Below are 12,016 nucleotides of genomic sequence, written 5' to 3'. Positions count from 1 at the left end.
TGGTGGCGCGCGCCCTGGCAACGGTCGCGTCACAGGCCGGTCTCAGCTGATCGATGACCTGGACACCGGTCCCTATTGCGCCCCTTACGGGTGATACAAAGAACTCCCGCCTTCCTTCCGCTCAATGGCGGGGTGCCCTGTCCGATTCGCTCCTTCCCGGAGGGTTTTGACCACCGGGATCGCGGGGGAGGCCGGTCGGACGACGGGTCCCGCATCTGAAGGATTTCGCATGTCACAGCCGCCTCCGCCGCCCAACCAGCCGCCGCAGGGCGGCTTCGGCGCGCCGCAGGAACCTGGTTACGGCTATCCACAGCAGCCGCCCACACCGCCTCCGGGCCAGCAGGGCTACGGCTATCCGCAGGCCCCCGGCCAGCCGCCGCAGACCCCGCCTCCGCCGCCGTCGGCACCGCCGCAGACGCCCCCGCAGGGCGCCGGCGGCTACGGCTACCCGGAGCAGCCGGTGCACGGCCAGCCGACCCAGGCCGGCCCGTCGCCGTACGGATCCGGCCAGCAGCCTTACGGTCAGCCCCAGTACGGCCAGCAGCCTTACGGACAGCCGCAATTCGGCCAGCCGCAGTACGGCCAGCCGCCGCAGGCCCAGTACCCCGGCGGCCCCGGTCCGGGCGGCCCCGGTGGCTCCGGCCAGTCCAAGCAGCGCATGGCGATCATCGTCAGCGCCGTGGTCGCGGTCGCGCTGATCATCGGTGGCGGCATCTGGTTCGCCACCAAGGACGACGGCGGCGGCAGCGAGGCCAAGGGCAAGGACAAGCAGTCCAGCCAGGGCGCCTCCAGCGGCACCACGGGCGGCGGGGACAAGCCCGCCAAGGCCGTGGACGCCAAGCTGCTCAGCAAGATCCCGATGCCCAAGGTCTCCGACCAGGTCACCGTCGAGGGCATGTGGGCCACCGACGACACCTTCGTGAAGGCCGGTGTCTACAAGATCGTCGGCTATCCGCTGAGCGGCGGCGACGCCAAGTGGACGATCCCGCTGGACGGCGCGGTCTGCTGGTCCTCGGACCACCTCACCAAGGACGGCCTGACCACGGTCCTCTACCAGGAGGCCAAGCCGTCGGCCGAGGACAAGTACCCCAGCTGCACCGAGATCGGGCTGCTGGACCTCAAGAACGGCAAGATGCTGTGGCACCGGAACGTCAAGGAGGGTGACGAGAAGGTCTCCTTCGACGAGGTCACCATCGGCGGCGGCACCGTGGCCGCGGGCGGCACCAGCGGCGGCGCCGCCTGGTCCACCTCGGGTCAGGCCCTGTGGAAGCCCAAGTCGGGCGAGCAGTGCTCGGACGACGGCTACGCGGGCGGCGAGGACAAGCTGGTCGCGGTGCGCCGCTGCGGCGACTACGACAACCCGCAGATCCAGGTCCAGACGCTGAACCCGAAGACGGGCGCGGTGAAGTCGGCCTACAAGGTCTCGCAGGGCATCGACTACGTCCACGTCGCCTCCACCGACCCGCTGGTGATCGGCCTGGACGCCGGTGACTCCACCGGCTCGGCGGTCTCGGACTTCCTGGCCATCGACGACAGCGCCAAGACCGGCAAGGTGCTCGGCAAGATCGGCACCGAGAACGGCAAGTACGACGCCAAGTGCGAGTCGACCAATGTCGAGGGCTGCCGGAAGCTCGCCGTCTCCAAGTCGGCGAACACCCTCTTCCTCGGCTCCGAGGACCGCACCGACTCCAGCGCCGCGACGGCCAACGAGGTCGTGGCCTTCGACCTGAAGACCGGCAAGCCGGTCGGGAAGACCGACGGGGTCAAGGGCGCCGCCCTCACCCCGCTCGGGCTGGACGAGGACGGCTCCGTGCTCGCCTACCAGGAGAGCACCTGGGAGACCGGCGGCGCGGTCTGGCGGATCGACCCCAAGTCGTACGCCAAGACCAAGCTGCTGCAGAACCCCGTCGCCAGCCATGAGATGGAGCAGAATTTCAGCCCCAGCTACTCGGAGATCATCTACTCCGGGGGGCACCTCTACATGAGCGACGTCTACGCCAGCAAGCCCTCGGGCACCTACGACCGGGACGACCCGCTGGCGATCATCTTCGGCGCGAGCTGACGTTCCGGCGTCCGCCCGGCCTACTCCACGGCGGCCCCGCCCGTACGACACCGTACGGACGGGGCCGCCGCCTGTGCGCTCCGGCGGTGCGCCGGGGTGCGCGCCCCGGGAACCCGGCCGCATCGATCGGATTGGGACGTCAACCGGACGTCAAGTAGGCACGAATGGCCGGGATTTCGGCATTCCGAGGGGCTTCTGCCCGGTAAGGGGCGCGCAACGTCGAACAAGCGTGTAGCTTCCCCCCTGAGCGAATGGGGGGAGCTCATGGGCGTGCGACTCATGGTGGTCGACGATCACCGTCTGCTCGCGGAGGCGCTCGCCTCGGCGCTGAAGCTGCGCGGGCACCGGGTGCTCGCCGCGGCGGCGCCGAGCGCGGGCGCGGCGGACCTGGTGGTGAGCCGGGCACCTGAGGTGTGCCTGCTGGGCACGGCGGCACCCGCCGAGCCGGGGGTGTTCGACCCGGTGGTGCGGATCAAGAAGGAGCGGCCGCAGGTCGCGGTCGTGGTGCTCGGCCCGGTGCCGAGCCCGCGCGGCATAGCCGCCGCCTTCGCCGCCGGGGCGTCCGGCTATGTGCGCCACGACGAGCGGATCGAGGGCGTCGAACGCGCCATGATGAAGGCGCGCGCGGGCGAGGCGGCCGTGGCGCCCCAACTGCTCCAGGGGGCGTTCGCGGAGCTGCTCAACCCCTCGGCCCAGCCCGACGACGAGGGCGCCCGGCTGCTGCGGATGCTGACCCCGCGCGAGGTGGAGGTGCTGGTGCGGGTCGCCGAGGGCGAGGACACCCGGCTGATCGCGGCGGGCATGGGGATCGCCCCCAGCACGGCCCGCACCCATGTGCAGCGGGTGCTGATGAAGCTCGGGGTGGGCTCGCGGCTGGAGGCGGCGGCGCTGGCGGCGCGTACGGGGCTGCTGGACCGCGCGGCGACGCGCCGGACCGCGCCGCCCCCGCCCCAGCCGCCTCCCGCGCCGCAGCCGCCCGCGTCGGCGCCGTAGGCCGTACCGGGCGCGGTGGCCACGTGCCCGCGTTTCTCAGCCCGCTCCGGCCCCGGGCTCGCGGCCCCCGGGCTCTCCGGCCCCGGGACCGTCCCCGGGCCCAGAGGGCTCCGGCTTGGGCTCGGCCCCGGGCGCGGACAGCGGCCTGAGCTTCATCCAGAGCAGGAAGAGCAGGCCGACCGCGAGCATGCACGACCCCGTCCAGAGGTTGATGTTGATGCCCGACGCCTTCTTCACATCCGCGTCCGAGGCGGTGAACCCGGCGATGAGGACGATGATCCCGTAGATCGCGAACAGCCCGCCGATGATCCGCCGCACATCGAACAGCCGGGCCGCGGTCGCCGACTTCTGCTGCAGGTCCTCGACCTCGTGCCGGTATTCGTACTCCTCACTCATGGCGCACGCTCCTTAATCCCGGAAGGGTCACAGGGAGAACGGGATGTAGCACAGGGCCGCGAGGATCAGCGCGCCCCAGCCCAGCACGGCCGGACGGCGGTACCACGCCTCGTCGCCCGGCGCCGGCGGCTCGGCCACCCCGGGCGCGGTGGTGCCGTAGACCAGACCGGCCAGCGACTCCACCGGCCTGGGCTTGGTGAACGGGGTCACCGCGACCATCACCACCCCGCCGACCACGAACGCCACGATGGCCGAGACGAAGTTGGCGCCCTGGTCGCTGGGGATGGCGATGACATCCCCCAGGTAGAGCCAGAAGTAGTTGATCATCGCGGCCACCGTGCCGCACAGCAGCCCCCAGAACCCGGCCGCGGCGGTGGCCCGCTTCCAGAACATCCCGATGATGAAGACGCAGAACAGCGGCACATTGAAGAACGAGAACAGGGTCTGGAGGTAGTTCATGATGTTGCTGAACGAGGAGGCGATGAAGGCCGTGCCCATGCCGGCCAGCACCCCGATCGCCGTCACCACCCGCCCGGTGAGCAGGTAGTACCCGTCCGGCCGGCCCTTCATGACGTACGCCCGCCAGATGTCGTTGGTGAAGACCGTGTTGAACGAGGACACATTGGCCGCCATGCCCGCCATGAAGGCGGCCAGCAGCCCGGTCACCGCGAGCCCCAGCACCCCGTTCGGCAGCAGCTCGCTCATCAGCAGCGGAATCGCGTCGTTGTACTGCAGCCCGCTCTTCTTCGAGCCGATGTCCGGCCGCATGACCAGGGCGATCAGCCCGGGCACCACCACGATCAGCGGGATGAACATCTTGGGGAACGCGGCGATCAGCGGGGTGCGCTGGGCGGCCGAGAGGTTCTTGGCCGACAGGGCGCGCTGCACCTCGGCGAAGTTGGTCGTCCAGTAGCCGAAGCTCAGACAGAAGCCGAGGCCCAGCACGATGGTCAGCCAGTTGGCCCCCAGCGGGTTGGACGAGCCGATGCCGGTGCCGCCCCAGGCGGAGACGAAATGGGGGCCGTGGGAGTCGGTGAGCGCGTCCTTGAGGCCGCCGAAGCCGCCGATCCGCCGGAGGCCGACGACGGTGAGCGGGACGAGGGCGGCCAGGATCACGAAGAACTGCAGCACCTCGTTGTAGATAGCCGAGGAGAGTCCGCCGAGGGTGATGTACGCGAGCACGAAGAGCCCCGCGACCACGATGGCCACCCACTGCGGCCAGCCCAGCAGCGCCTCCACCACGATCGCCATCGCGTAGAGGTTCACCCCGGCGATCAGCACGGACGCGACCGAGAAGATGATCGAACTGAGCAGGTGCGAGGACGGTCCATAGCGGTGCAGCAGGAACTCGGGGACGGACCGTACCTTGGAACCGTAGTAGAACGGCATCATCACCAGGCCGAGGAAGACCATGGCCGGAATCGCCCCGACCCAGTACCAGTGCACGGTGTACACCCCGTACTGCGCGCCGTTGGCGGCCATCCCCAGGATCTCCAGGGCACCCAGATTCGCGGCGACGAAGGCCAGACCGGTGACCCACGCGGGCAGCGACCGGCCGGAGAGAAAGAAGTCGAGGCTGGTCTTGACGCTCGCTCTGGCGGCGAATCCCACGCCGAGGACGACGGCGAAATAGAGGATCAGGATCGTGTAGTCGAGTGCGTTGGTGGGCAGCCGTAGCCCTTCGGCCAGATAGTGCATGGTCTCGCCTCATCGCCTGAACGGAATGCACCAGAAACGTTCGGTGAACGTATCCGAATTCTTGTGGTTTGTCCGAGCACCTACACCGCGCATTGACGGCACTGTTGGCTTGTGGTTCATTATGTTGAGTTGTGTTGGGTGCACCTGACAGGAGCTGGCGGAGTGAAGAAGACGGCGACGCGGCTCGCGGACGGACGCGAGCTGATCTATTACGACGCGCGCGACGACGCGGTGCGCGACGCCGTCGACCAGCGGCCGCTCGACCCCATCGCGACCCGCTCGGAGGTCCGGCACGACCGCCTGCTCGGCGACCAGGTGGCGATCGCCTCCCATCGCCAGGCCCGCACCTACCACCCGCCGGCCGACGAATGCCCGCTGTGCCCCTCCCGCGAGGGGCGGCACAGCGAGATCCCCGCCTCCGACTACGACGTCGTGGTCTTCGAGAACCGCTTCCCGTCGCTGGCCGGGGACTCGGGCCGGTGCGAGGTCGTGTGCTTCACCTCCGACCACGACGCCTCCTTCGCCGACCTCGACGTCGAACAGGCCGCTCTGGTGCTCGACGCCTGGACCGACCGCACCGCCGAGCTGGCCCAACACCCCGCCGTCGAACAGGTCTTCTGCTTCGAGAACCGCGGCAAGGAGATCGGCGTCACCCTCGGCCATCCGCACGGCCAGATCTACGGGTATCCCTTTGTGACCCCTCGTACACGGCTGATGCTCCGTTCGCTCGGCGAGCACCGTGAGGCCACTGGTCGGAATCTGTTCGATGATGTGGTCGCCGATGAGCTGGCCGACGGGCGCCGGGTGGTGCTCGACGGCGAGCACTGGGTCGCGTTCGTCCCCTACGCCGCCCACTGGCCCTACGAGGTGCACCTCTACCCGAAGCGGCGGGTCCCGGACCTGCCGTCGCTGGACGAGGCCGCGCGCACAGAGTTTCCACAGATGTATCTGGAACTCTTGAAGCGCTTCGACCGGATTTTCGGCGAGGGTGAGCCGCCCACGCCCTACATCTCCGCCTGGCACCAGGCGCCGTACCACATGACCGACCGCGGTGAATTCGCACTTCACCTCGAGCTTTTCACCATCCGCCGCACTTCCGGCAAGCTGAAGTTTCTCGCGGGTTCCGAATCCGGCATGAATGTGTTCATCAACGATGTGCCGCCGGAGGCCGCGGCCGAGCGACTGCGAGAGGTAGCGAGCAAGTGAGCAATGCGCAGCAGAAGAAGTACCTGGTCACCGGCGGTGCCGGCTATGTCGGCAGCGTGGTCGCGGCGCATCTGCTCGAAGCCGGGCACCGGGTGACGGTGCTGGACGACCTGTCCACCGGGCACCGCGCCGGGGTCCCCGAGGGCGCGGAGTTCGTCGAGGGCCGCATCCAGGACGCCGCCAAGTGGCTCGACCCCTCCTACGACGGCGTGCTGCACTTCGCGGCGTTCTCCCAGGTCGGCGAGTCCGTCGTCAACCCCGAGAAGTACTGGGTCAACAATGTGGGCGGCACCACCGAGCTGCTCGCCGCGATGCGCGGCGCCGGGGTGCGCACCCTCGTCTTCTCCTCCACCGCCGCCACCTACGGCGAGCCCGACCAGGTCCCGATCACCGAGGACCTCCCGACCGCGCCCACCAACCCCTACGGGGCCAGCAAGCTCGCCGTCGACCACATGATCAGCGGTGAGTGCGCCGCCCACGGCCTGGCCGCGGTCTCGCTGCGCTACTTCAACGTCGCGGGCGCCTACGGGGCGTACGGCGAGCGCCATGACCCCGAGTCGCACCTCATCCCCCTGGTGCTCCAGGTCGCCCAGGGCAAGCGCGAGGCCATCTCCGTCTTCGGCGACGACTACGCCACCCCCGACGGCACCTGCGTCCGCGACTACATCCACGTCGCAGACCTCGCCGACGCCCATCTGCTCGCCCTCGGCGCCGCGTCCTCCGGCGAACACCTGATCTGCAACCTCGGCAACGGCAACGGCTTCTCCGTCCGCGAGGTCATCAAGACGGTGCGCCAGGTCACCGGCCACCCCATCCCGGAGATCGCCGCCCCGCGCCGCGGCGGCGACCCGGCGGTCCTGGTGGCCTCCGCCGAGCGTGCCAAGGAGCGCCTGGGCTGGCGCCCGACCCGCGCCGACCTGGCCGGAATCGTCGCGGACGCATGGGAGTTCGCGCAGCGGAGGGAGAGTCAGTGACGGACGAGCACGGCCCCGGGCGGGCCACGGCGGGGTTCCGCGAGGTCTACGGCACCGAGCCCGGAGGCGTCTGGGCGGCGCCGGGCCGGGTCAATCTGATCGGCGAGCACACCGACTACAACGACGGCTTCGTGATGCCGCTCGCCCTGCCCCACACCTGTCTGGCCGCCGCCTCCCCGCGCACCGACGGGGTGCTGCGGCTGCACTCGGGCGATGTCCAGGGCGGGGTGGTCGAGCTGCGGGTCGAGGAGCTTTCGCCGGTCGCGGGCGGCGCCGGCGGCGGCGACCGCGGCGGCTGGGCGGCCTATCCGGCCGGAGTGGTCTGGGCGCTGCGCGAGGCGGGGCTGCTGACGGGCGGGGCCGGTGGTGCGGAGCTGCACTTCGAGTCCACCGTGCCCACCGGCGCCGGGCTGTCCTCGTCCGCCGCGCTGGAGGTCGTCACGGCCACCGCGCTCAACGACCTGTACGGGCTGGGGCTCACCCCGCCGCGCATCGCCCAGCTGTGCCAGCGCGCGGAGAACGCCTTCGTGGGCGTGCCCTGCGGGATCATGGACCAGATGGCGTCGGCGTGCTGCACCGAGGGGCACGCCCTCTTCCTCGACGCCCGCGATCTCACCCAGCGCCAGGTGCCGTTCGACCTGGCGGCCGAGGGGTTGCGGCTGCTGGTCGTGGACACCCGCGTCAAGCACGAGCTGGGCGACGGCGCCTATGCGAGCCGGCGCGCCGCGTGCGAGGCGGCCGCGCGGGCGCTCGGGGTGCGGGCGCTGCGGGACGTCCCCTTCGAGGGGCTGGACGCCACGCTCACCGAGCTGGAGCGGCTGGGCTGCGACACGGCCACCCGGCGGCGGGTGCGCCATGTGGTGACCGAGGACCGGCGGGTGGAGGAGGTCATCGAGCGGCTCGACGCGGGGGACACCCGGTCCATCGGGCCGGTGCTGACCGCCGGGCACGCCTCCTGCCGCGACGACTTCGAGATCTCCTGCGACGAGCTCGACCTCGTCGTGGAGACGGCGAACGAGGCGGGGGCGCTCGGGGCGCGGATGACCGGTGGCGGCTTCGGCGGTTCGGCCATCGTGCTGGTGGCGGAGGCGGACGCGGAGGCGGTGAGCAAGGCGGTGACCGAGGCGTTCGGCGCGGCCGGGCACCGGGCGCCGCGGATCTTCCCGGCGGTGCCCAGTGCGGGGGCGCGACGGCTGTAGGGGGCCGTACCCACCGGCTTCTTGATCGCCTCTCGATAAATTCTCGCCGCTCGTGGGCCCCTAGTCCCCAAGAGCGAACAAGAAACCCACAGTGAACAGCCGAGAGCAGTCAGTTTCGCTAATCCGCTTCCTATATGAGACCACGGCCTTACTCTGAGTACAGCGTCGGTGGGGGCCGACGCTTATCAGGGGGCGAGACAGTCAGGTACGACGCCCGGGGTGGGGTAGCAATCACGGCACGGCGGCGGCCGTGCGGGTTGTGGTGACCTCGCGCCGGGCGCCGTACCCGCACTGTTTCTCGGTGTATCCGGGATCTTTCATCCGGCGACGTGGGGGGTTGTCCGTGGCACGTATTCGGGTTCTCGTGGTCGACGATCATCGTATTTTCGCCGAGTCCTTAGCGGCCGCCCTCGCGGCGGAGCAGGACGTGGACGTGGCGGCGGCCGGAAGCGGTCCGGCGGCGTTGCGCTGTCTGGAGCGTGGAGCTGCGGAGGGGCGCCGCTTCGACGTCCTGCTGGTCGACGCCGACTTGGGCACGGCCGCCGACGGTGTGGGGCCACCGCTTGTGGCGCCGGCCGAGCTGCCGTACGGCGGGGTGAACGGCACGGCGCACAGCGGCATCCATGGCGGGGCGCATGTCGGCGCGCACAGCGGGCCGCACGGTGGGGCCCATGGCGGACCGCATGGTGGGGCCCATGGCGGGTCGCACGGTGGGGCCCATGGCGGCCCCGCCCGGGCGGTGAACGGCCGGGCGGCCGACGGCATATCGCTCGTCGGCGCCGTCCGCTCCGCCCAGCCGGGGGTGCGCACCGTGGTGCTGGCCGAGCGCGACGATCCGCGCCGCGCGGCGGCGGCGCTGCAGGCCGGGGCGTCCGGCTGGGTCGCCAAGGACTGCTCACTGGTCCGGCTGCTCGCGGTCATCCGGGGGGTGCTGCGGGAGGAGACCCATCTGCCGCCCGCTCTGCTCACGGGCGTCCTGCGGGAGTTGACGGCCGCCCGTAAGCACCGCACCGAAAGCGAGCGTCTGGTCGAGTCGCTGACGCCGCGTGAGCGGGAGGTGCTGCGCTGCATGGTGGCCGGGCTCGGCCGTAAGGCCGTCGCCGAGCGGCTCTTCCTCTCCCCGCACACCGTCCGCACCCATATGCAGAATGTGCTGGGCAAGCTGGGTGTGCACTCCACGCTCGCGGCCGTGGCGCTGGCCCGGCGGGCCGGCGTGGGCCCGGTCGACCTAGCCGGGGAGATTGTCGAACGGGGCGGTCAGCTGGCGTAGCAGCGCGGCCAGTTCGGCGCGCTGGGCCTGGGAGAGCTCGGCCAGGATGGCGTGCTCATGGTCCAGCAGCCCGGCCAGTGCCTGATCGGCGCGGTCACGCCCTTCGGCGGTCAGCCGGACCAGCACACCGCGCCGGTCACTGGGGTCGGGCCCCCGCTCGACCAGCCCCTTCTTGGCGAGCCGGTCGATGCGGTTGGTCATGGTGCCCGAGGTGACCAGAGTCTGGGTCAGCAGTTGCCCGGGGGAGAGCTGATACGGGGGCCCGGCCCGGCGCAGCGAGGTCAGGACGTCGAACTCCCAGGGCTCCAGATTGTGCTCGGCGAAGGCGATCCGCCGTGCCCGGTCCAGATGGCGGGCGAGCCGGCTGACCCGGCTGAGCACTTCGAGCGGTTCCACATCGAGGTCGGGGCGTTCCCGCCGCCACGCCGCGACCAGCCGATCGACCTCGTCCTCCATGGCGATCAGTGTAGTGGGTCTGTCGACATGAAGTCTCTTGACATCAAGAGATAATGTGGAGCACGGTAAGGCGCCGTGACGCGCAGGAGCGACCACGGCGGCCCGTACCCGACCGTACCCGCAGGGGGACCGACCATGACCACCGCGCCCAACTGGGACCCTCGGCAGTATCTGCGCCACGCCGGCCACCGCACCCGCCCCTTCCTGGACCTGCTGGCCCGCGTCCCCGAGCTGCCCACCGACCCCGGCCGCCCGCCCCGCATAGCCGACCTGGGCTGCGGCGCGGGCAACGTCACCGCGCTGCTCTTCGACCGCTGGCCCGACGCCCGGGTCACCGGCCTGGACAGCTCCGCCGAGATGCTCGCCGAGGCCCAGCCCCTCGCGGGCCCCACCACCGGCGGCGGCCGCCTCGACCTCCGGCAGGCCGATGTGCGGAACTGGGCGCCGGACGACACCTACGACCTGATCGTCTCCAACGCCGCCCTCCAGTGGGTCCCCGGCCACCCCGACGCCTTCCCCACCTGGCTGGCCGGACTGCGCCCCGGCGGCACCTTCGCCTTCCAGGTCCCCGGCAACTTCACCGCCCCCAGCCACACCCTGCTGCGCGACCTGTGCAACGCACCCGAGTGGCGCGATCGCCTCGCCGACCGCGTCCGCGACCCCGGTGGCGTCCTGGAGCCCACCGAGTACCTGGTGCGCCTGGCCGCGCTCGGCTGCGAGGTCGACGCCTGGGAGACCACCTATGTGCAGATCCTGACCGGCCCGGACCCCGTCCTCGACTGGGTCAAGGGCACCGCCCTGCGCCCGGTCCTGACCGCCCTCGCCGACGACCCGCCCGCCCGCGACCGCTTCCTGGCCACCTACGCCGCCCTCCTCCGCGACGCCTACCCCTCCACCCCCCACGGCACGGCCTTCCCCTTCCGCCGCATCTTCATCGTCGCCCACAAGGCCCAGCGGTGATCGCCGCTTCTACTCCGAGGACCCGGTGGGGAACCGGCTGGAGTTCCTGGAGCCGATTGGGGGATACCACCCGATCGGATGATCGGCTCGGGGTTTGCCGTAATGAGGCTTCATGGACGCATAGCGTCACGGTGTCGCTTGCGCCGCAGTGGCGCCAGCGCCCGGACTGAATGGAAGGCGATCGGCTGTGTGCGCGTGCTCGACCGCGGGGTATGAGACCACGTCCCTGGACGAGGTGCTGTGGCAGGCGTGGAAGGCCATGGAACTCCCCGAGGGCTACCGGGCCGAGATCATCGAGGGGTTCATCGAGGTGTCGCCCATCGGCCGTCGCCGCCATGGAGTGATCGCCAATCGTCTCCGCCAGGCCCTGACCCTCCATCTGGCGGACGGCCGCTATGCCGCCTACCAAGGCGGAGACGTTATCCACCGCCGCAAGGTGTGGATCCCCGACCTCTTCATCGCCCCCGAAGACCTCGACGAGATCCCCGACGAGGAAGATCTCGGAGTGGACGCGAGCGGCGTCCGGGCCGTCTTCGAGGTGGTCTCGCCCGGTCACGAGGCCCGCTCCCGCGACAGAGAGCGCAAGCGCCGGGCGTACGCCCGTGCGGGCATCCCGCTCTACGTCCTGATCGACGACTTCGACGGTGACGGCACGGTCGTCATCCTCACGGCACCCGACCCCGACAAGGCCGTCTACGCCGACGAGCATCGCGTCCCGTACGGCACCGACGCCGTCATTCCCGACGGCCCCGCGAAGGGCTTCGTCATCGGCGAGGCCATCGTCCGGCCGTAGCGGCACGGC

General features: G+C 70.8%; 11 protein-coding genes. 8 read left to right on the top strand and 3 right to left on the bottom strand.

The window, feature by feature from the left end; genetic code table 11:
- Positions 1-229 precede the first annotated feature (229 nt).
- Positions 230-2,062 (top strand): hypothetical protein, encoded by a 1,833-nt coding sequence (locus ACZ6TD_RS19495; protein WP_471355693.1) that lies wholly within the window; start codon positions 230-232, stop codon positions 2,060-2,062.
- Between the two features lie 264 nt (positions 2,063-2,326).
- The gene (locus tag ACZ6TD_RS19490) at positions 2,327-3,055 is read left to right on the top strand and encodes a response regulator transcription factor (protein ID WP_471355691.1); all 729 of its coding nucleotides are present in this window, start codon (positions 2,327-2,329) and stop codon (positions 3,053-3,055) included.
- A gap of 36 nt (positions 3,056-3,091) precedes the next feature.
- Here ACZ6TD_RS19490 and ACZ6TD_RS19485 read toward each other — a convergent pair whose 3' ends face one another.
- Positions 3,092-3,451 carry a hypothetical protein gene (locus ACZ6TD_RS19485; RefSeq protein WP_471355689.1) on the bottom strand — a complete coding sequence of 120 codons (360 nt, stop codon included), beginning with the start codon at positions 3,449-3,451 and terminating at the stop codon, positions 3,092-3,094.
- A gap of 27 nt (positions 3,452-3,478) precedes the next feature.
- Entirely contained in the window at positions 3,479-5,149 is a 1,671-nt protein-coding gene (locus tag ACZ6TD_RS19480) for a sodium:solute symporter family protein (RefSeq protein ID WP_471355687.1), read from the bottom strand.
- Between the two features lie 162 nt (positions 5,150-5,311).
- Here ACZ6TD_RS19480 and galT point away from each other — a divergent pair, with 162 nt between their 5' ends.
- From galT to ACZ6TD_RS19460, 4 genes are all read left to right on the top strand, one after another.
- Positions 5,312-6,355: a galactose-1-phosphate uridylyltransferase gene (galT, locus tag ACZ6TD_RS19475; protein ID WP_471355684.1), complete on the top strand. Its 1,044-nt coding sequence runs from the start codon at positions 5,312-5,314 to the stop codon at positions 6,353-6,355.
- On the top strand, positions 6,352-7,329 hold the full coding sequence (gene galE, locus ACZ6TD_RS19470; protein WP_471355682.1) for a UDP-glucose 4-epimerase GalE: 978 nt from the start codon (positions 6,352-6,354) through the stop codon (positions 7,327-7,329). Before galT ends, galE begins: the two co-directional genes overlap by 4 nt.
- The gene (galK, locus tag ACZ6TD_RS19465) at positions 7,326-8,528 is read left to right on the top strand and encodes a galactokinase (protein ID WP_471355680.1); all 1,203 of its coding nucleotides are present in this window, start codon (positions 7,326-7,328) and stop codon (positions 8,526-8,528) included. Before galE ends, galK begins: the two co-directional genes overlap by 4 nt.
- 343 nt (positions 8,529-8,871) lie before the next feature.
- Positions 8,872-9,798, top strand: a complete 927-nt coding sequence (locus tag ACZ6TD_RS19460; protein WP_471355678.1) for a LuxR C-terminal-related transcriptional regulator — start codon at positions 8,872-8,874, stop codon at positions 9,796-9,798.
- Here the strand turns inward: ACZ6TD_RS19460 and ACZ6TD_RS19455 are convergent.
- Positions 9,757-10,254: a MarR family winged helix-turn-helix transcriptional regulator gene (locus tag ACZ6TD_RS19455; RefSeq protein ID WP_014054422.1), complete on the bottom strand. Its 498-nt coding sequence runs from the start codon at positions 10,252-10,254 to the stop codon at positions 9,757-9,759. The two genes, ACZ6TD_RS19460 and ACZ6TD_RS19455, sit on opposite strands and share 42 nt — an antisense overlap.
- A 135-nt stretch (positions 10,255-10,389) precedes the next feature.
- Here ACZ6TD_RS19455 and ACZ6TD_RS19450 point away from each other — a divergent pair, with 135 nt between their 5' ends.
- Both ACZ6TD_RS19450 and ACZ6TD_RS19445 read left to right on the top strand, forming a co-directional pair.
- The gene (locus tag ACZ6TD_RS19450; protein ID WP_471355675.1) at positions 10,390-11,214 is read left to right on the top strand and encodes a trans-aconitate 2-methyltransferase; all 825 of its coding nucleotides are present in this window, start codon (positions 10,390-10,392) and stop codon (positions 11,212-11,214) included.
- 187 nt (positions 11,215-11,401) lie between these two features.
- Positions 11,402-12,007 (top strand): Uma2 family endonuclease, encoded by a 606-nt coding sequence (locus tag ACZ6TD_RS19445; RefSeq protein WP_471355673.1) that lies wholly within the window; start codon positions 11,402-11,404, stop codon positions 12,005-12,007.
- The last annotated feature ends 9 nt before the right edge of the window (positions 12,008-12,016 follow it).

Source organism: Streptomyces yongxingensis (genome assembly GCF_055597465.1).
Note: the sequence above shows the minus strand (reverse complement) of the source record. Positions and strands in the feature narration are given on the sequence as shown.